This window comes from Leptospira noumeaensis (assembly GCF_004770765.1).
Lineage (GTDB): Bacteria > Spirochaetota > Leptospiria > Leptospirales > Leptospiraceae > Leptospira_A > Leptospira_A noumeaensis.
Map to the genome: position 1 here is coordinate 242,698 of NZ_RQFK01000011.1, position 20,962 is coordinate 263,659.

General features: G+C 38.6%; 18 protein-coding genes. 10 read left to right on the forward strand and 8 right to left on the reverse strand.

Annotation, left to right across the window (positions count from 1 at the left end; translation table 11 throughout):
- The first annotated feature begins 53 nt into the window (after positions 1-53).
- Together EHQ24_RS04310 and EHQ24_RS04315 are read left to right on the forward strand one after the other, a co-directional pair.
- Positions 54-1,484, forward strand: a complete 1,431-nt coding sequence (locus EHQ24_RS04310) for a flavin-containing monooxygenase (RefSeq protein WP_135600751.1) — start codon at positions 54-56, stop codon at positions 1,482-1,484.
- A complete protein-coding gene (locus EHQ24_RS04315; protein ID WP_244310294.1) occupies positions 1,481-2,332 on the forward strand; it encodes an SDR family NAD(P)-dependent oxidoreductase in 852 nt (283 codons plus the stop codon). The genes EHQ24_RS04310 and EHQ24_RS04315 overlap by 4 nt, the downstream gene beginning before the upstream one ends.
- 150 nt (positions 2,333-2,482) lie before the next feature.
- On the opposite strand, the gene EHQ24_RS04320 is transcribed toward EHQ24_RS04315, so the two are convergent.
- From EHQ24_RS04320 to EHQ24_RS04330, 3 genes are all read right to left on the reverse strand, one after another.
- On the reverse strand, positions 2,483-2,782 hold the full coding sequence (locus EHQ24_RS04320; protein WP_135600452.1) for a hypothetical protein: 300 nt from the start codon (positions 2,780-2,782) through the stop codon (positions 2,483-2,485).
- A gap of 225 nt (positions 2,783-3,007) precedes the next feature.
- The gene (locus EHQ24_RS04325) at positions 3,008-4,861 is read right to left on the reverse strand and encodes a SpoIIE family protein phosphatase (protein ID WP_425270065.1); all 1,854 of its coding nucleotides are present in this window, start codon (positions 4,859-4,861) and stop codon (positions 3,008-3,010) included.
- A gap of 182 nt (positions 4,862-5,043) precedes the next feature.
- The gene (locus EHQ24_RS04330) at positions 5,044-5,712 is read right to left on the reverse strand and encodes a TetR/AcrR family transcriptional regulator (RefSeq protein ID WP_135600454.1); all 669 of its coding nucleotides are present in this window, start codon (positions 5,710-5,712) and stop codon (positions 5,044-5,046) included.
- 151 nt (positions 5,713-5,863) lie between these two features.
- Between EHQ24_RS04330 and EHQ24_RS04335 the strand changes: the two genes are divergently transcribed.
- Positions 5,864-6,508: a class II aldolase/adducin family protein gene (locus tag EHQ24_RS04335; protein WP_135600455.1), complete on the forward strand. Its 645-nt coding sequence runs from the start codon at positions 5,864-5,866 to the stop codon at positions 6,506-6,508.
- Positions 6,509-6,578: 70 nt separating this feature from the next.
- Positions 6,579-7,313, forward strand: a complete 735-nt coding sequence (locus tag EHQ24_RS04340; RefSeq protein ID WP_135600456.1) for an aldose epimerase — start codon at positions 6,579-6,581, stop codon at positions 7,311-7,313.
- 38 nt (positions 7,314-7,351) lie between these two features.
- Here EHQ24_RS04340 and EHQ24_RS04345 read toward each other — a convergent pair whose 3' ends face one another.
- The 4 genes from EHQ24_RS04345 to EHQ24_RS04360 all read right to left on the reverse strand — a co-directional run bounded on the left by EHQ24_RS04345 (position 7,352) and on the right by EHQ24_RS04360 (position 13,249).
- The gene (locus EHQ24_RS04345) at positions 7,352-7,840 is read right to left on the reverse strand and encodes a GyrI-like domain-containing protein (RefSeq protein WP_135600457.1); all 489 of its coding nucleotides are present in this window, start codon (positions 7,838-7,840) and stop codon (positions 7,352-7,354) included.
- A 157-nt stretch (positions 7,841-7,997) separates the two neighbouring features.
- Positions 7,998-8,858, reverse strand: a complete 861-nt coding sequence (locus EHQ24_RS04350; protein WP_135600458.1) for an AraC family transcriptional regulator — start codon at positions 8,856-8,858, stop codon at positions 7,998-8,000.
- A 52-nt stretch (positions 8,859-8,910) separates the two neighbouring features.
- Positions 8,911-9,903 (reverse strand): response regulator, encoded by a 993-nt coding sequence (locus EHQ24_RS04355; protein WP_135600459.1) that lies wholly within the window; start codon positions 9,901-9,903, stop codon positions 8,911-8,913.
- On the reverse strand, positions 9,887-13,249 hold the full coding sequence (locus EHQ24_RS04360) for an MHYT domain-containing protein (RefSeq protein WP_135600460.1): 3,363 nt from the start codon (positions 13,247-13,249) through the stop codon (positions 9,887-9,889). Before EHQ24_RS04360 ends, EHQ24_RS04355 begins: the two co-directional genes overlap by 17 nt.
- 382 nt (positions 13,250-13,631) lie before the next feature.
- Between EHQ24_RS04360 and EHQ24_RS04365 the strand changes: the two genes are divergently transcribed.
- Complete coding sequence (locus EHQ24_RS04365) at positions 13,632-14,384, forward strand: SDR family NAD(P)-dependent oxidoreductase (RefSeq protein WP_135600461.1); 753 nt, start codon at positions 13,632-13,634, stop codon at positions 14,382-14,384.
- Between the two features lie 133 nt (positions 14,385-14,517).
- Here EHQ24_RS04365 and EHQ24_RS04370 read toward each other — a convergent pair whose 3' ends face one another.
- Positions 14,518-15,378, reverse strand: a complete 861-nt coding sequence (locus tag EHQ24_RS04370) for a flagellar hook-basal body protein (RefSeq protein ID WP_135600462.1) — start codon at positions 15,376-15,378, stop codon at positions 14,518-14,520.
- 113 nt (positions 15,379-15,491) lie between these two features.
- Between EHQ24_RS04370 and EHQ24_RS04375 the strand changes: the two genes are divergently transcribed.
- From EHQ24_RS04375 to EHQ24_RS04395, 5 genes are read left to right on the forward strand one after another with little or no spacing between them, the layout of a single operon-like run.
- Complete coding sequence (locus EHQ24_RS04375; protein ID WP_135600463.1) at positions 15,492-15,860, forward strand: RNA recognition motif domain-containing protein; 369 nt, start codon at positions 15,492-15,494, stop codon at positions 15,858-15,860.
- Positions 15,861-17,063 (forward strand): ATP-grasp domain-containing protein, encoded by a 1,203-nt coding sequence (locus EHQ24_RS04380; protein ID WP_135600464.1) that lies wholly within the window; start codon positions 15,861-15,863, stop codon positions 17,061-17,063.
- On the forward strand, positions 17,060-17,668 hold the full coding sequence (locus EHQ24_RS04385) for a class I SAM-dependent methyltransferase (RefSeq protein WP_135600465.1): 609 nt from the start codon (positions 17,060-17,062) through the stop codon (positions 17,666-17,668). The genes EHQ24_RS04380 and EHQ24_RS04385 overlap by 4 nt, the downstream gene beginning before the upstream one ends.
- Entirely contained in the window at positions 17,668-18,549 is an 882-nt protein-coding gene (locus tag EHQ24_RS04390; RefSeq protein WP_135600466.1) for a class I SAM-dependent methyltransferase, read from the forward strand. The genes EHQ24_RS04385 and EHQ24_RS04390 overlap by 1 nt, the downstream gene beginning before the upstream one ends.
- A 10-nt stretch (positions 18,550-18,559) precedes the next feature.
- Positions 18,560-20,908, forward strand: coding sequence for a YhjD/YihY/BrkB family envelope integrity protein (locus EHQ24_RS04395; protein WP_135600467.1), 2,349 nt, complete (start codon positions 18,560-18,562; stop codon positions 20,906-20,908).
- Positions 20,909-20,962: the final 54 nt, after the last annotated feature.

Here is a 20,962-nt window from a genome sequence, read left to right on the forward strand (position 1 = left end):
TGATCAATGATCGCATTAATGTGATCATTGATCATATTAATGCAAGAGGGATTATGGATCTCGTAAAAAACAACCAATCTGATTCTACTGGAATCATCGACAAATCAGAAACAATTTGTATTGTCGGTGCCGGACCTGCTGGCTTAACAATGGCGAGGTCCCTACTAGCAAAAGGGATTCCCTTTCAAGTTTTTGAAAAACACAACGATGTGGGAGGAATTTGGGATATCAGTAATCCAGGTTCTCCCATGTATGAAAGTGCTCACTTTATTTCTTCAAAGTATTTATCTAGTTATTTTGATTTTCCGATGCCTGAAGATTATCCAGACTATCCTTCCAATCGACAAATTTTAAAATACCACAGAGATTTTGCGAAAACCTACAATCTCTATCCATGGATTCAATTTAACACATCAATCATAGAAATCAAAGAAAAAGACGGATGTTGGATTGTTGAAACAAGTTCCAAAGAAAAGTATTTGTTTGGAGGAATTATTTGTGCCAGTGGAATCACATGGTCACCGAACCAACCAAAACTGGAAGGTGAAAATAGTTTTACCGGAAAAATATTACATAGCGTAAATTATAAATCTCCAAGTCTTTTTCATGGGAAACGCGTTCTCATCGTAGGTGCAGGTAACTCCGGATGTGATATAGCCTGTGACGCAGGAGCCAATGCGGAACAAGGATTCATTAGTGTTAGACGAGGTTACCATTTTATTCCAAAACATATACTGGGCCAACCGGCAGATGTTTTTGGAGATGGTGCTCATTGGATCCCCAATTGGATTTCTCAATTGGTATTTGGTAAGTTATTAAAATTTCTTGTCGGTGACTTAACAAAACTTGGATTACCTGCACCAGATCATAAAATCTTTGAAACTCATCCGATCATCAACGACCAGTTAATCCATAATTTAAGACACGGCGATGTCATTGCAAAACCTGATATCGAAAAACTTGAGGGTGATTCAGTCGTTTTTAAAGACGGATCTAAGGAAAAAATAGACCTCATCATTCTTGCAACAGGATACAACTGGTCCATTCCTTATATGGAAAGGAAATACTTTGAATGGAAAAATGGAAGGCCTGATCTTTACTTAACTTTGTTCAATCGGAATTTCGAAAATTTGTATGCCCTGGGTTATATGGAAACCGACGGTGGTGCTTACAAGATGTTTGATGAAATGGCAAATTTAATTGCATCCTATATCGAAGCAAAACGGAAAAAAAACTCATCCTATCTACGTTTTGCCAATCTCATCAAAACTGATAGGCCTTTATTAAATGGTAAAATCCAATACTTAAATACAGGGCGCCATTCCGTTTATGTCAATCAAGTAGCTTATAAGAACTATAGATCCAAAATCCAAAAGAAAATGGGTTGGTTCGATTTAAAACCAGGACAATTCAACTCTCTAAAATCATCAATTGGTCCTTCTATATCCCACGATCAAACTACTTCTTCTGGAATTTCCCAATGACAAAAAACAAATCCCATCCAAAGAAAAAAATTGCATTGATTACCGGCGGAGGTGGTGCCATTGCAGAAGCAATTGCCCTCCGACTCGAAAAGGAAGGATACCAACTACTTCTTTCCGACATCAGTTTAGAAAAAATGTCTCAGGTAAAAGAAAAACTAAACGGAAATCCGGTTTGTTTTGTTTGCGACCAGACGAACCCAGAGGAAATCCAAAATCTAATTCACTCCATTCAGAAAGATTATCCAGAAATCAGTGTTTTGATTAACAACGCAGGATATACCAAAGAAGGTCCTTTTACGAGCCAATCCATAAACGACATCCAAAGACAAATTTGGATCAATTTACTCAGCCCCATTCATATTACACATGGAATCCTCCCACTGATGTTGAAACGAAATGAAGGTGCCATCGTATCCATTGTTTCAATTGGAGGAATCATTGCCTTAGCCGATTCTTCACTTTACTCTGCTGGTAAATTTGGACTGAGAGGATTTTTAACCGCGCTTTATGAAGAGCTAAAAGATACGAAAATTAAGGTGTCAGGGATTTATCCGGCAGCAGTTGATACTCCCATGTTATTACATGAAGCGTTAAATGGTGGTACTGCACTCAATTGGGTGAACCAAGTCCAAACACCAGACGATGTGGCACATGCTGTCATGAAAGGAATCAAAAAAGGGAATTTGGAAATCTATGTTCCTTACTCGGATGGGCTTATCTCTAGGTTGGTAGCTGTTTTTCCTTGGCTTATGGGGAAACTGTCACCTGCCCTCTTATGGATTGGCAAACGAAACCAAGAAAAATGGTTAAAAGAAAAAGGTATGCTCCATACAAAAACAATGCACTAGGTTGGGTGAAAGGTTTGTCATTGCCACATACTAACAACTTTAAATGGATAGAATGAGGAACTGAGGATGGAATTCCAGTAGAGTGGGATAATAGAATCAATTCAAATTTCGGAATGGAAATCTCGAACCAACCTATTATCCCAAAAGGATTTAACGTCTTTTTTTCTTTCTTGCGACTTTCTTCTTCGCTGCTTTTTTCTTAGCAGTTTTCTTTTTCGCAGGTCTCTTTTTAGTGAGAACTTTTTTGGCTTTTTTCTTAGCCACTTTCTTCTTTTTAGCAGCTTTCTTCTTCTTTGCTGCCTTTTTCTTTTTAGGAGCCGCTTTTTTCTTCGCTGCTTTCTTTTTTGCGGCTTTTTTCTTCTTAGGAGCTGCTTTTTTAACCACTACTGCTACTTCCGGAGCAGGTTCTTCTTGAATCTGTGGTATTTCTATTGTTTCGTTTTCTTCCATACATGTAACCTTATGAAGATAGTATCAAATCTTCCTTCTTGGTACGATAACAAAGCGTGGATTATTAAAAGTAAATTCATTTTTATGATAAGCAATAAAACAAAACTAATTTATTTAAAAATGATTCTATTTTTGTGAGTTTGATAGCGAAAGTTCACTAACATTTCCCATTAAGTAAATAGGGAAAATTCACCTAACCCAAAAGATACGAATTCAAACATCTCCTTAGGGCTTTGCCGATCCATTTTGCAATCGAAGGATTTCTTTTTGGTATTCTTCTGCTTTGTCAGGTCGTTTTGACTTTTTATAAAGGCGAGAGAGGATCCTGATTACGGGGATCACTTCTGGTTTTCGACTGTAAATTCGTTCTGCCATATCAATTGCTTCCTCGATCAGACTTGCTTTTGCATACTGAATGGCTCCATCAAGGATCATTTGGAGTCCAGATGGATGATGATTGGAAAAATTCTCAGCCGCCTGGCCTGCCTCTGCCGGTTTCTCCAATTTACGATACACTCTGTATAATAATTTCCATACTGCCGGGTCAGAAGAATAGACATCAGCATAATTTGTTAGTAAAGTGAGAGCTTCTATATCATTATTTTTTTTTAAGAGACGAATTGGTTCTTCTAAACCCTTTTCACGACTATTTGTATCCCATTGGGGCTGAGGACGAAATCGAATGCTGAGTAAGGAAAGATCATCTGTCAGTTCCCCCACTTTTTGAAGGCGTTCCCCTAAAACCTCGATCTCACCCGCACTTGCTTCTACTTGTGACAAAATAGAAGTATGATCCATATTGATCACACGATTTGCTTCAGCATCAATCCCTATACTAAGATCATCTCGCCCATCAGAACCAATGACGATCGTATCACCAGGACGAATCCAACAGGTCTCAATCCTGGCTTTGTCTTTTTTCATCCCTAGTTTGAAATTGGTAGCTTCTTCGGATAAAAAACTTGCCTTCCCCTCTCTGTACCGAATCGGAAATGGATGTTCTGCATTGATATAATATAAAAACCCATTCTCTTCATCTACTAAACCAAGAAGGAGCGACATGGACATTGATCCTTCAAATCCTTCGAAGACATCATTAAGATCACTGAGAGCCGTATGCAACCATCGTTCAGGATAGTATCCGGATAATATTCCTTCTCTATGGGTTCGTTCTACCAAAGCTCGAAAGGCAGTTCCAAAAACAAGAACCCCACCTGCGCCTTGCATGGACTTACCCATGGCATCCCCATTCGCAAATACACAATAACTTCTACCCCGAAGGACAATTTGATCGGCTACGCAGATATCACCACCCAGTTCATATTCTCTATTTTTGAATTGGAATGCTTTTTTCTGTTTGATATAGGTTTGGAACTGAACAGTTTTCGAATGAATCCGAATTCCAGAAAGAGGACGAGTCAGAAGTGAGGTGAGATAATAATCGCCATCTTGTTGGTATTTCAAACGGCTCACTTCTCCAATCGCATCTTCATAAGAACGGTTGAGGGTGCGTAACATAAGTCCTAATAAAAATAAAATGGAGATGCCTGTGATGAGAAAATCTTCACGCCGGGCTTTGTCTGTAGAATAATCAGAAAACCAATCGGGATGATCTATTTGGATGTAATTCAGAGTAAAAACAGCAGAGACAAAAAATACAATGGCCAACCAATCAAATTTTTTTCCCAAGATGAGCATATTCAAAACTAAGATAGGTGCAAGTAACATCACATTGGCGCTGACTATTCCGCCACTGTATTGAATTTGCAAAAACGAAGTGAGGGAACTGATGATAAAGGTGGGAAGGATGAGGATTTTAAATTGGTGTTTGAACCGAGCGAGATAATAAAAGAAAATAGCAAATCCAAATGCGACCCAGAGGGCAACGAGTCCAACGATTTCAAATCCTTCGCGAAAAAATTCAGAACTAAGTCCAACCCCCATTGCGATGATGCCGGCAAGTAAGGTTCCATTTAGAATCCTATGCCGCATGACAAATTTTTCTTGTGCCCCTAAAACAAAAGAAACAAACTCAGCCAAAATTTTTTTGGTTTTTCGAAGTACAAGGCTAAGGTTCATTTCAAACATCGGATTCTCCTTTATCAAAATCCGAAGACAGTAGAAAAATTCTTTCTAAAAAACTAAAGAGAAAGAACCCAACATCGTCCCTAGGATGTAAGAAGTAATCATACGATAACCGACAATTGTCGATTATTTTTTTAGAGAAGGAAAACAAATAAGAGGGAATTAGGAAGGTGATTTTACCTGCGATTCAAATATTCAGGGAGATAACATCTTAAATAGGCAATGGCAGCCCTTCCTGCCTCATTCACCATCTCGTCCGAAATATCCCCTCCTTCGCGATAAGAGTAGCGAAAGACGGAATCAATGAGAGATACTGCAATGGCAACCTTCCTTGCCATTTCCGAAAAGTTCGGCAATACAAACTGTTCTTCCACTTGCGCTAAAGCAAGATTTGCAATGCTGGAATCCAAGGTTTTTCCTATATGCATTGTCTCTTCACTACGCACCCCATACACAACTCTCATAAGAGCCCTATCTTCACGCACCACAGAAGCTGCTTCTCTAGCCAGAAGGTGTACATAGTCTTGCCAACTAACAAAGTCAGAAGCATTTAGTTTTTCTAAACGAAGTGATACCAGATCCGCATGTACCAAACGAAGTCCAAGATACATGGCTCCCATATTCGGAAAAAAATGATAAGCGGAAGCCCGTGGAATTTCTGCTCGCGCACAAACCTTTGCAAAAGTGACGGCTTCCGGTTCTTCGATTCGTAAGAGTTCGCGTAAGGCATGGAGCAAAACCTTTCTGCGGTCAGGGTCATTTGTTTTTCCTTCCTCCAGTTTTCCTGGTAAGGTAGATCGCCTCGATTCCTTTCCTTGGGTTTGGTTTTGCCGGAGATTGTCCATTGTATCGACAGATGCCGAGTTTTTTGATACTTACAAGCAAAATTTGTCCACTTTGAAGAAAATTACTCGACAAATGCCCAAAAGGTAATATTTTATAATCGACAAATGTCGGGTTTTGGAACCATACCATTCCCACCATAAGGAAAAGTAGATGAAAGATTCAAAAATAGATTCTGTTAGGAAATCCATGCTAACCGCCTGTATTAAGTTAGCTGATTTAGGATTTTTAGCTGGGGTTGGTGGAAATTTAGCTGTGAGAATCGATTCCAAACTAATGGCAGTCACTCCCTCTGCTACCGATTATTATACAATGAAACCGGAAGACCTTTGTATCTTAGAAATCAAGGGACTAAAAATGGTGGAAGGAACCAAACAACCTACCACAGAAAGCGGAATCCATGCGTCGTTTTTTACCTTAAGACCAGAGATTGAAGTGAGTTTGCATACCCACCAACCACTAGCGAGTGCTGTCACCCTTCTTGGTTTGGATATGGAAATCCAATCAAGTGAAGGGAAAAAAAACATTGGTCCGTATCTTAGATCCATATCTTATGCACCGTCAGGTACATCCTTTCTTGTAAATGCATTCAAAAAAAGAATCAATTCAGAAACAAACGGTTACCTACTCAGAAATCATGGATTGGTTTGTGGCGCATATACGTTAGACCAAGCCATAGAAAATGTTAAGTTAATCGAAAAAGAAGCAGCAAGTTTTCTACGCACAAGAATTGAAAAAAATACAAACTTATCTTATATGACAAGTGGTATGAAACAACAGTTACTTTCTGCATTATAACTAAAAACTGCGAACTTAAAAATTTGAAGAATCACTGATTTGTATCAGTAAAGATTAAAAAGGAAAGATCATGAAAGTTAGTACTACTCTTAAGAAAAAAACTCCCAAACCAATTTCTTCTCCTGATGAGATAGAACTTAAAAATTTATGGCATAGGCTCGAAACAAAAGGTTTATTACAAAACCACAAAGCAGATCTTTCTTTCCGACTTCCAGGAAAAGGAAGTTTTCTTCTGATACATCGCGAAGAAGGAAAAAAATCAAAACCAGAAATTGCAGAATATAAAATTGAAAACCCTACAGAATCTTTACGAATCCATTTGGTGAGTGATGAAACTTTGAACTTGATTCGGTTTCACGCAAGTATGTATTCTTTAAGACCAGATATTGGTGCAGTAGCTTCTTTTCGTCCGCACTGGAGTTCTTTACTAAAAACACTCGATCATCCCCTACCCTTGGTTTTTGACGAACAGTGTCGCCAGTTAGGTGCTCCCGTCATCCACCTTCCCAAACATATAGATGGATCTGTGAAAAATAACTCCATAATTCAAAGTGGAGCCAATGCATTTCTTGATGAGAACCATGTCGTGATCACAAGTGTGACTCGGGACAAAGCCATTTACAACTGTGAGTTGATTGAAAAATGTTCTAAAGCATATCTTTTAGCATATTCCACAGGAAACCCGATCAGAAATATTCCTTGGTGGGTGCGTTTCATTGCGAAATCGAGACTTCTCAAAGATGAAAAAAAAGCAAGCCGGGCTTATGCACTTGGTCAAGCACCGACTGGGTTTAAAGCTTATTAATCATCTTTCCATTGTATTTGATAACCTTAGGAATGAGTTTATTTCATTCCTAAATAAATATCAAACTGAGCATGGTTAGGGTCGCCTGCATTTTTCCCATAAATTTCCAAATCAGCAATATAAGACCTATTTTTTTTATACTGATCTTCTGACCAAATGGTTTTCCAAGTTTCGAGTCCAATGCTGGAGATTGGCCCCCAATTTGTAGGAACTTTGAGATACGCCGATTCAGGAATTTGGATCCAATCAAGTCCTGGGTTTAACGTTTCAATTTTATCTACAGCTGCACCAATAAACATCGTATAGGCGCCCGTTTCATCGGATTCAAATTCTGTATATACCACCATCCATTCAGAAGGACTGACTCGGTTTTGAATCTGAGACAAAATACCTTCTCCTAAAAACTTCCCCCAAAGCGCGGCAATTTTACCATTCCCAGACATTTCCTCAGCGTTTGTTGTACGAGTTTTGATTCCCACAAGGGTGATGGGTTTTAAAAGAACCTTTCGATCTGTTGTGTTTTCCATACCTGAATCCTAACAGATAGGGAAATTCAATTCTTGACAATTTGTGCTTTTTTACATAACCAGATTGAAACTAAGAACAGAAAAGGACGTGCGAAACGATAAAAATTCCAAAGAAGAAGTTATGGAAAATGGATGTAAAAAAGAAAGGTGCAATTCACTATTTAATAGGAATGTAAATTTCAGATTCTGGATTTGTTTCTGATTGGAAACGGTCATCAAAGACATCAAAATCATCACTAAACTCACGCTCATAACCCGTATTCGGCATCCAAGTTCCGTATATATATTTCCATCCATTCAGAATGTCTTCGTTTGTATTTCCTGGAACGGTGAATACCATATATTTGGCTGGTTTCATGCGGTGAGTCACAAACCCACTGGGCACCTGAGTATCATTTTTGACTTGCGCCCCGATGATTACATCAAAATTTTCCGCATAATCCCAGTTTGTATAAATTCCCATAAAAGAATTTCCAATCGGTTCAGGGATACGGTTCATAATACCTTCACTAAAAAACTCGGCCCAAAACTTAGGAATGTCGATTTCGTTCTGGCATTTCTGCATGGTGGTTCTATTCGGTTTACCCATTAGTATAAATTCATTTTTTGTAATGATTTGGGTTTTGATCCTAGATCCATCGATTCGAGTTTTATCTCTTAAAGGTTCGATCTCCAATTTGAGAAAATTTCGGTGTTCGGAAGTTTTTCTAAAGTCAGAAGGATTGATACCAAATTCCGTACGAAATGCACGAAGGAAAGATTCAGGGGTTGCATAATGGTATTTTAATGCAATATCGATGATTTTGTCTTTTCCGAGAATGAGATCATTTCCCGCTTCTGTAAGCCTGCGTTTTTTTAAATAAGTATAAACGGAATATCCAGTAACGTAACGAAAAATTCTTTGGAAATGCCACCTAGACTGGAAGGCATTTTTAGAAACATCCTCAACGCCAATGTCTTCCGTTAAATGTTTTTCCATAAAACTTATTGCAAGTTCGATATGATCATAATAGTCCATGGGATAAAAACCAATACTAAAATTAAAATCCCAATGAGGGATAAATTTTTTTCTAAGTTTCCTCAGGCCATTGGTTTTTGATTTCAAGAATTGTAGGTAAAACGGAGATAAATTTTTGCACAAGATCCGGATCAAAATGGGTCCCAGATTCCTTCTTTAAAAACTCGATGGCCTCGTCCACTTCCCATGCTTTTTTATAAGGCCTTACGGTTGTTAATGCATCAAACACGTCTGCAATGGCAATGATCCTTCCTTCCAGAGGAATTTGATCTCCCTTTAACCCATATGGATATCCTGTTCCATCATATTTTTCATGGTGAGTGATGGCAATGGATCTTGCCAATTTCAAAAGGCTTGAGTTATGATCACCAATGATTTCCGCCCCAATTTCAGGATGGCGTTTCATAATTTCCCATTCGTCGGGACTGAGTTTTCCCGGTTTTTGGATGATCTGGTCAGGAATTCCGATTTTCCCCACATCATGCATGGGAGCTGCATTTAAAATCTCTTCAGCTGCCTCAGAAGAATACCCATAGGCCAAAGCGAGGGTTTGCGAATAATGACTCATCCGAATCACATGCATTCCTGTTTCATTGTCTTTGTATTCCGACGCCATACCGAGACGTTGGACAATTTGTAACCTAGTGGCTTTGACTTCATTCACATCAACAAGAGATAAATGATTTTTTATTCTAACTTTTACGATCGGTGGGCTCACCGGTTTTGTAATATAATCAACGGCTCCCAATTGAAATCCTTTTTCCTCATCAACAACGTCCGTGAGAGCAGTGACAAAAATTACAGGGATGTATTTTGTTTTTTCATTCGACTTCAGAACCTTACAAACTTCATGGCCTGTCATCTCAGGCATCATCACATCCAAAAGAATTAAGTCGGGTTCTTGTGATTCGGCTAATTCAATTCCTTTTAAACCATCTTTTGCAAATAAAAGATTATAATCCTTTTGTAAAATCTCGTTTAATATCTGTAAATTGGTAGGTTCATCATCAACAATTAAAATTTTAGGTTTAGAGTTTATCTGCACTATGATCTCCTGAAATTATATTTTTGATATTTTTTAGCTTATTTATTGTTTTTTCAAAATCAAATTGTTGGATCGATGATTCAATTTCTGAAACCAAAGTAGAATATTTAGTTCCATCCAATAAGTCATACAAATTCTTCCAATTTTGTTGATCTACCGATCCACGCGAAAAAGACTCAGTTAAATCATGAATGGACTTTAGAATTTGTTTTTCATCGTTTGCAGAAATTACTTTTCCTTCTAAAGGCCGATTCCTATTTTTTGGAATTCTATTTTTATATTTATTTTGAAATAAACTGAATGCATCAAAGAAAGTTGATTTTAAACTTTCGAATTCGTTTTTATTTAGACTTAGTTTGTTTTGTAGTTTTTCTTCTAAACGAAGAGTCACCAGAGAAATAGGAACGATTCCTAAATTAGAGGAAACACCTTTGATTTTATGTAGAAATGATTCTTGGTCGGATATATCTTTCAAATGATCCGAGAACTCCTCAATCTCAGCCTTAAAATCCTTAAAAAATCCATCCAACATAGTGATATACTTTTCTAAAGATCCAAATAAAGCCACACCCCTATCGAATTGAAATGTTTCTCCAGAGTTTACATCGGATTTTTTTTGGTTTGGAATTTCAACTGCTCCACCCAGAAGTTTTTTAATTTCAAAGAATAAATCATGTATGTCGATTGGTTTCGAAACAAACCCATCCATTCCGGCATCTTTTGCGGATTGTTTGTCTTCTTCAAAAACACTTGCAGAAAGTGCGATAATCGGTGTACGGCGAGAACTTGGTATTTCAAATTTTCGAATTTGGCGTGTCGCTTCCAAGCCGTCCATCTCTGGCATCTGGATGTCCATAAGCACCAAATCAAAAGATTTTGATTTAAAAATTTCGAAGGCCTCCAGTCCATTTTTCGCAATTTCCACCTTATGCCCATTAGATGACATTAAAAGTTGAATGAGTTCTACGTTCTGTTTGACATCATCCACAATGAGGACATCCAAACTAGGCAAATCAAAATCGATTTTTTCTGTAATTTCAAAAATGGGACTCCCTTTTTCCAAAGGAAGGGATACATAAAAATTGGTTCCAACACCAAGTTCGCTCTCAAGCCAAATTTTTCCTTTCATCAGTTCGACTAATTGTTTAGAGATTGTTGTACCAAGTCCTGTTCCTCCAAATTTTCGACTCATAGAAACATCGGCTTGTGTGAAGGGATCAAAAATTTTTTCCATTCGATCTGGTGCAATCCCTATCCCACTATCTTGGATATGGAATAAAACTTCGCCGTCTTTTGTTGTGATATTTAAGTGGATGAAACCTTCTTTGGTAAACTTAATTGCGTTTCCAAGTAAATTGGTTAAAATTTGTCGAATACGGAGACTATCTCCTTTATAATACTCTTCTAAATTTTCATCCAGTTTATAACGAAAGTCTAGTCCCTTACGTTTGGATTCCATTCCCATGGTAGAACAAACTTGGTCTACCAGTGAAATTAAAGAAAAATCGATGATTTCCAATTCCACTGCACCACGATCCAGTTTTGCCGAATTTAAAACATCGTTTAGTAATCTTAACAAAGATTTGGCGGAATTTTTAACAGTTTCCAAATGATTTTTTTGGTTTCCGATTAAATCACCAGATAACAATACTTCGGTAAATCCAATGATGGCATTCATAGGAGTTCTGATTTCATGACTCATATTTGCCAAAAAGGTTGTTTTTGTGATTGCTGCCATCTCTGCTTTTTCTTTGGATTCAATGAGTGCTTCCTCAATCATCCTTCGGTCAGTATTGTCTAAAATCACTCCATCCAAATATTTAACTTTATTGTTTTCATCTAAAACAAGACCGCCATATTCTAAAACCCAACGAATATCCCCTGATTTTTGAATGATTCGATAGTTAAGAACAAAGGTATCCGACAAATCGATGGCATTTTGAATGATATTGGCTACATGGGCACGGTCATCAGGATGAATGATTTCTGTGAAAGTACGGATACGATTAGGCTGTAAAAAATCTTGTACAGGATATCCAGATAAATTAAGAATCGCATCGCTAATGAAAATAGAAGTCCAATCTTCGTCCACAAGGCATCTGTAAACTACCCCTGGAATGTTTTGAATGAAAGATTCTAGTTGTTCTTCATTTTCTTTCAGAGCATTTTCAATTTTTATTCTTTCAGTAATATCACTAATGAGTCCGACAAAGATATCATCTTGTGGAAGTTTGGTATGACCAATTGCCAACCGAATGGGAAAAGTGGATCCATCTTTTCTAATCGCAATGGTTTCTCTTCCGATACCAATGATTTTGGCATCACCAGTTTTTAAATAATTGGAAAGATAATTGTTATGTTCTTTCTGGAATGGATTTGGCATTAAAATACTTACATTTTTTCCAATGATTTCTTTTGCCTTCCAACCAAACATCTTTTCGGCGGTAATATTAAATTCCTGGACAATCCCTTTGGTATTGATCATCACAATGGCATCGGCCGCGGTTTCGATAATCGCTCGTAACCTAGATTCACTTTTTAAAAGATTTTGAAAAAGATCTTTATAACTAATGAAAGCAATGGTAACCACTGCCGAACCAATCACAAAGATACTTCCGAATCCAACAAGGGCCACCATAAACAATTGGTCCGAACTAGACTTGTCTAAAACTTGCCCTGGTTCGATCACAAAACGGGCAGCAGCCATTCCTGTATAATGCATTCCAGAAATGGCACTACCCATAACAATTCCACTCAACATTGTGAGATAAAAGCTACGAATTTTTAAATTTGAATTTTTTAAACGGAACTGAATGAAAATAGAAAGGATTGCAAATGAAATCGCTACAACAAGGGATACCAAAAACAAATAAGGATCATACATCAATTTTGGTCGCATATCCATGGCGGCCATTCCCATATAATGCATAAAACCAATTCCGGCACCAACAATGATCCCAACGGAAATCAGTTCCTTTTTTGTGATCCTCTTTTTACTTAACGTTTGTAAGGCGAAAAAGGATGCAAAAAAACTAGGTAAGATGGATAAAATCGTGATGAGTTTATGATAAGTGACTTTTGTACACAACTCAAAAGACATCATACCAATAAAGTGCATTGACCAAACGGCTCCACCCATCGATAAACTAGAAGTAAATAAAATTGCTAAACGTGAATATTTGTTCTCAACGTTGGAAAAACGAGTGAGCATGTATAAAGAAATCCAAGAAGCAAAAATAGAAATTAAAATGGAGAGAGAAACCAACCAATGGTTATAGGTTCCTTCCACAAAATACAACTGGTCTGCCTCTAATATAAAAAAATGTTTTAGAAATTCGATACCCATATTCGTGGTTCCTACACTCACTAGATCCTATCATCCATTTAGGGATTCTTTGGATACTACCAAATTAGATAGGTTCTAATTTCTTCTTTCTATTTTAGGTACTATCACTAAAAAGATTGAAGATGTTTTGGAGGAACTAAAGGAATTGTCGCGATATTTGCTATAATCCATAAATCATCAATTCTATCTAGAAAGAAATAAATATTACATTAGTATATTACAATGTAACGTTACAATTACTATATAACCATCGATAGACCAGCCAGATCACCTTTTTCGATCATCCATCAAGGTAGACCGTTCGGTTCATACTATCATCATCCAATCAGTAAGAATTGGTATTTGGCTTGCCTTGATTTTTAGCCAAAGGATACCTTTGTTCATGGATCAAATTTTAAATCAGAAAAATGCCATCGTTACAGGTGCTGCCCTCGGAATCGGAAGAGAAACTTCGCTTTTACTCGCAAAAAAAGGAGCACACGTGATTGTTTCTGATATCAATGAACCGGAAGGAAAACGAGTCGTTCAGGAAATCGAATCCTCCGGAGGGTCAGCAGAATTTATCAAATGCGATGTTACCATTGAAGAAGATATTATATCCCTTGTAGAAACATTCAAATCTCGCAACCAACGATTGGATATTATGGTAAACAATGCAGGGATTGCCAACAAACCCACGTTTATGCATAAGGTGACAACGGAAGTTTGGAACCGTTTGATTCTAATGGATTTAACTAGTGTATTCTGGTGTCAAAAGTATGCCACAAAACTGATGCTTGGCGACCGTATCGGTGGATCGATTGTCAATGTGGCATCCATCGCAGGACTTGGTGCCTCCCCTTCCCTTGGGCCCTATTGTGTGGCCAAAGCTGGTGTGATTGAACTGACCACAACGGGAGCAATGGAGGTGGCAAGGTTTGGTGTTCGGATCAATGCTGTTTGTCCTGGTTGGACAGAAACTGCCATCTTAGATGTAGCTGGCGAACGTGGGAAGGAAGCTATGGAAAAAAATATTCCAATGGCAAGGCTTGGAAAACCAGCGGAAGTGGCAAACCTCATTGCCTTTTTAGCCTCAGAGGAATCTAGTTTTATTACGGGGTCGGTGTACCGTGTGGATGGGGGAACGAGAAGTTAGGGGAATCATTGAAAATTTCCCCGTGAAAGGGATACGAAGGGCTTGGTCTGACGGACGTCAGACGGGAGCGTTAGCGCACCCCGGAGAAGCCCGCTCTCCGAAACCCTTTCGGGGATTCACCCTAAAAAAAATCCTAGCGCATAATTTCGAATAAACGACCAAGTAAACTGTCTTGGGTTTGCATGGTTTTGGAGTTTGCCTCGTAAGCACGATTCACTTCAATCATATCCACCATTTCCGTCACAACCGATACATTGGAGGCTTCGAGATATCCTTGTAACACTTGTGGGGCGAGACGTTCCGGGAAAGCTGTGGGTTCGCCGGATTCAGGGGTGTCGGAATAAAACGAGTCCCCTTCTTTGTCTAGGTGGCGTGGGTTTTCGACCGTGCGGATTTTTAATTTGTCGAGAAGGACTGGGTCTTCAAATCTGTTTTCGCTAAAGTTGGTTCCGTCTTTGGGAGCGGTTCCGAGTTTCGCGTTGATATAAATTTCTCCATTTTCTTTCACAAGGAAATTTCCTTGATTCACTTGGATGGGACCTTTTTCCCCGAGAAGAGGAAATCCTTGTGGGGTCACCACAAACCCATTTTTATCCAAAACAAAACTACCGCTTCTTGTCAGGCGTTCGCCGCGGTTGGTTAGAACGGAAAAGAAGGCAGGTTTTTCCATTCCGGGTTGGTCTTGCACCATAAGGTCAAAGATATTATCTGTTTTTTTTACGGCACCTTGTTCGAAGCGAGTGTAAACTTCGTTCACTTCGGCACCAAACCCTAGTTTACCGACAACTGGGGATGTATCAAAGGAACCCATTGGTGTTTTTCCAATCCCATCTTCAGAATAACGATGGAGTAACATTTCAGGAAAGGTTTTGAAGACCGTGGTATCTTTTTTGAATGCAGTTTTATCCACATTGGCCAAATTGTTGGCGACCACGTCCATTCTCACTTGTTGGGAAATCATCCCATTGGCACCAGTATAGAGTCCTCGTAACATAACTTTCCTACCTATACTTTCTTTCGACAAGATCTGCCAAATCCCCAAGAGAAAATGCGACATAGTCAAAAAAGAGTTGAAGTTTTCTTTAAATTTTAGGAGAAAAGAAGGACATGAAGTTATCCATAGGAAACCTCCCCCAGTCGCTTACCGAAGAAGCCTTAGAAAAACTTCTTTCTGCTCATGGAAAAGTGGAACACCTGCAGATCAAACGGGACAAAATCACCAAGGTCTCCCTTGGTTATGGAACCGCGGATATGGCAGATGCTGATGCCACCAAGGCAATTTCTGCTCTCAACGGGAAAGAAATCGAAGGCAAGGCCATTGTCCTCGTCAACCAAGAAGAACTCACAAAATCACAAAACGAAGCTGCCAAAAAGAAAGGAAGTCCTGCCGTTTCCAAACCAACCTTTGGTAGAAACCAAACCAGTGGTGGAGGAAATACAGGAGTCCAAAGGAGAGGCGGATCTCGCGGGTCGTAAATGAAACAACTCACCGGCAGTTACCTCTCCATTGGAGCCGGAGAGAACCAAATCCCTCTCATTCGAGCGGCAAAAGCCAGAGGACTGAAAGTCATCTCGGTGGATACAAATCCGGAAGCTCCTGGCCTTGCGGAATCAGATATTCGTATATTAGAATCTACTCATGAGTATAGGAAAATCCTCCATTCCATGAGTCGTGTCCCCCTTCCCTTCAAACTGATGGGAGTGGGATCAAGATCTTATGGAAAGGCAGTGTATACTGTCTCCTATTTAGCAGAAAAGTTAAAACTTCGGGGAAATCCAAGGGACACTGTGAATTTGTTTTTGGACAAAGAAAGGTTCAAAACTGCCGTTTCTAAATTTGGAATCCCCGTTCCCACTTCTCTCCAATCCAATGGAAACGCAAAAACCAAAGAAAAAAAAATAGACCTTAGTTTTCCCCTCATTGCCAAACCCAAAGAAGGTTCTGGGAAAAAAGGGATTTCTGTATTGGAATCAGAAACCGATTATAAAAAATTCACAAGATTGAAAACGAGTGAAAGTTATTTACTAGAACCTTTGGTTTCTGGAGATGAGGTGACAGTCCTTGGATTTGTGATTGCTAAACGATTTTATTTAATTTCCCTCACAGACAAAATCACAACAGGAAAACCTAACTTTATTGAGGTGGCACATGTGGCCCCTTCCCAACACACCGATTTGGCAGGGGAAATCAAAATGATCTGCCAAGCCGTTGTGACAGCGACCAAACTAAAAACAGGTCCATTTGTTGCCGAATTCAAAATCACTAAAAATAAAGAATGCCTTCTCATCGAATCGGCACCAGAAGTGGGAGGAGAATTTTTAGCCGATGTTCTGATCCCAGAGCACTACGGATATAATTACTTTAGCGACCTACTCTCTGTGACCATTGGTGAAAAAACAAGACCTGGTTTTTTAAAAAAGGCTAAAGATGGGATCACTAAATCTGCGTTAGTGTTTACCCTTCCCAAAGAACGCCAAAAAAAAATGGGAGAACCGGTTGGATTGGAAGCATCTACTGGTGAAACAGTATTTTTCCAAAAACAATTAATCCAGACAGGTGTGGCTCTTGATAAGTTTGAGGGAAACCACAGAAGGACCCAAGTGTTTGGAATCACCACAAAACAAACCATCTCCACCAAAGATTGGTTAGATTCGCTATTCCAAAGAATTGATTCATGAAAAATGTCTGGGATGAACACTATGAAAGACCAAAATCCAAATTGGCCTTTCCTGACGAAAATTTAGTACGTCTTTTATCACGGATCCAACCGAAGAATCGGAATGCTCTAGACTTCGGATGTGGTTCCGGAAGGCATTCCTACCTTCTCCAAAATGAAGGTTATACAGTCACAGCCTGTGACACAGCAAAAACCACCATCGATCTGTTAAAGGAAGAGTCCTCCTCCATTCGATTTTTACATACCCCAGATACGGATCTTGCTTTTTCTTCCAAAGAATTTGGGCTCATCGTGAGTTGGGGGGTTTTCCATTACAACCAAAGAGAAGATGCCAAAAAACTTTTATCGTCCTTATATGAATCACTGGATACAAATGGTTATCTTTTAGGTTCCATTCGTGCGGACGGGGACACTCACCTAGGACTTTCTAAAGGGAAAATGAATTTAAAAGACTTAAGCGGTGGTTATGCGGAAACATATTCCCTAGAGGATTTAAAAAGTTTTTTATCAATTTTTTCAAACGTATCCATTGGGTATTCAGAAAGGACACCACTAGGAAAATTGGAAGAACGAATTTGCCACTGGTTTTTCCTTGCTGAAAAATAATGAAGGTTTTAGATTCCTTACAGGAAGAATGCCCACTCGACAAACTTACCGATTGGCAATTCTTATATAAAACCACAGGAAAGTATTCGGGACTTTCCATTGTCGAATGCAGACACTGCAAACTCCAAGCCCTCTTTCCTCGCACCAATCAAAAAGAACTTTATACCCAAGACTATTACCAAGGAAAAGCGGACTATACCTATATCGATGAAAGAGATCATAAAAAATTCTTTCAGTATGTTTGGGAAGCAAGGATTCGCAATATAAAGAAGTTTGTTCGCTCGGGAAACTTTTTAGATATTGGTTCATCCTTTGGCGGATTTTTGGAATCGGCTAAGGGCGAAGGATTCCAAGTGCAAGGTGTGGAAATATCAGAATATGCTTCCCGTTATGCGAATGAAATCGGAATCCCAACCTTTAACGGAAGTTTAGTCGAGGCAAGATTTCCAGACAACCACTTCCATGTGATCACCATGATCGAGGTGATTGAACATATTGAAAATCCTAGTCTCTTTTTTCAGGAACTCACTCGCATTCTAAAACCCGGAGGCCTACTCCTCCTCCAAACTGCCAATTTTGATGGATGGCAGGCCAAATCAGAGGGCCCAAACTATCACTACTATATGCCTGGCCATGTTTTTTATTACTCCGATACCATCTTAAAAAAAATATTGACGAACCTTGGATTTAGTCGTTTCGTATCGTACTTCGGAGTGGATTTTCCTTTATATGCGAAACTACAAAAATCAAGAGGATCCTTTCAAAAATGGAAAGATTATCTAAATTGGTTTCGTATTTCGTATTACCATTTTAAATCCAAATGGAAACGAAATGGATTTCCCATCACTTCAAGTTACGTTTTGTACGCTTTTAAAAAATAGGTAACCTCAAATGAATGACCTCGCCAAACCACCTTTACTCGTCCGATTGACTGCGATACCAGAAGAAAATGGTTGGAAACGAAAACTGATTTTAGGGGTTCGGGTTCTCCTTGTGTCCATCCATAGGTTTATGAAAGACGATTGCCTGATCATTGGTTCAAGTCTTGCTTATACTACCATTGTCACTCTCATCCCCACTCTTACGGTGGCCCTAGCTCTCATCACTGTGGCTTCTGGAATCCAAACAAGACAAGGGGAAATGGTAGATGAAATCAATGCTTACCTTCTTCGAAATAATATCCAATTTGATATCACTCCTTACTTGGAAACGTTAACAGATATTATTTCTACTGCATCACAAATTGGGGCTGTTGGATTTGTTGTTTTTATTTTTTCGGCTACTGCTGTTTTACGATCCTTAGAGAAGGCATTCCATATCATTTGGAAAATTGACTTACACAGAAATTTTATCAATAAGTTTGTATTTTATTTTTTTCTCATCTCTTTTGGTCCATTACTCTTTGTGGTAGGAAAAAACATCACAGATAAAATTTCGGATTCCGTGCGTCCTCCCCATCTTAAGTCTATAGTCGCAACAAAACAAGGTGAACTATGGGTAGCGGGAGAAAAAGGAAATATTGGAAGTATCAAAGAACTAAACAAATCCGTATCTTTTATTCCCAGCTCAAGTATTGATTTCGAGAACATGCTTTGTATCGATTTTGATACAGTGGAAACAGGAACTTGTAAAAAACCAGACATATCAAAAGAAAACTTTTTTCGAATTCGTAGCGTAGGAGATGCTCTTTTTTCTATTTCCGAAGAAGGAACTTTTCTTTATTCGAATGATTTAGGAAACACTTGGAATGTACAATCTCTCAAAGGGATTGCTGTTTCTGACTTTGGAGCCATTGATTATGATACTTTGTTTATCCTAACAAAAGATACACGAACTCTTCGTTATGAAATTGGGAAAACATTAAAAGAAATCAAACGGTTTACTGATCCTGCCATCACTCCCATTCGGATTCGTTTTTTTACAGAAAAAGATGGTTTTATTTTGGACAGAGAAGGTAGGCTTTGGAAAACAAGCGACGGTGGAGTTACTTTTTTTCCCCAAGAGATTTCACCGAAACCACTTAACGACATTGCTTTTCTCAATCGTAATGTTGGGTTTTTAGTGGGCGATAGCGGTGCCATTTTCAAAACCACGGACGGTGGTTATACTTGGAATGAACTAAGTCATAGAAAGTATTCTTATGAACGTGTATGGGTTTTTTCTTCGCCTAAAAAACAAGACTACGATGTTTATATTCTCACCTCTCTTGGAGATATCCTTTTGTCAGAAGATGAAGGTGAAAATTGGTCAACTGCCTACAAAGGAAAGGCCGGGATGATTTTAGACTTGATTCTACTTTCCAAAAAAAATTCGGCGGAAACCTTAGCAGATGGAACAGTTTTACCTACAGAAGAAACTTTGGAAATTGAAAGTCAAGGTGAAACCAATTCCACCAACGAAACTATGTTAGGCCTCGTTGGTGTTGGAGAATTTAATAAAATCATCCGCGTGGAAGAAGATGCAAAAGGCCAAACCATTTGGAAAAAATACCAAGGAGGAAAACGATTTTTCTCCTTGTATTCAATCTTTCAAATCCTCCTTCCTCTTCTCGCTCTTTGGTTATTCTTTTTGTTGATCTTTAACATCATTCCCAACACAAAAGTTCCGATCAAAGCCTCTTCGATTGGTGCTGCTGTTACTGGGATCATTCTTATCATTTTCTTTTGGGGTTTTATCAATATCTACCTTACCTCATTTACCGAAAAAACAATGTTAGTGTATAAAGCACTGGCAGCAATTCCCATTGCCCTACTTGCCATTTATTCCATCTCACTCATCATTTTGTATGGTGCAGAAGTCACAGCTACTTTACAATTTCCGGACAGATACATTCTTCCAAAACATCCTTTTGAAGATATCGATAACAATCTCTCATACGAGTTTTACAAAACCATCCAAGTTTTGGCCCTCACCTACGACCACCAATCAAAACAAGGGGAACTCATAAAAATTTCCGGACTAAAGAAGGCACTCCTGATGCCAGAAAAAGATTTAAATTTTATTTTAGAAAGATTAACCAATGCCAAACTCATTGAAACTACAGAAGACAAACGAATCACTCCGGTAAAACTAAAAGAACAGATTGATCTTGTAGCATTATATGAACAAACTTCTAGTTTTAAATTAGGGGCTCCGAAGGAACTGACGAAAGTTTCACCGAAACTCAATGAAAGTTTGAGTCAGATAGAGGAAAAATTAAAAGAGGAATTAAAAAAGATTTCTTTTAAAGATTTGGTTTAAGATTAAAAACTAAGTTAGGAATCAATGTGATTTTTATCTTTAGTAAACATTTGC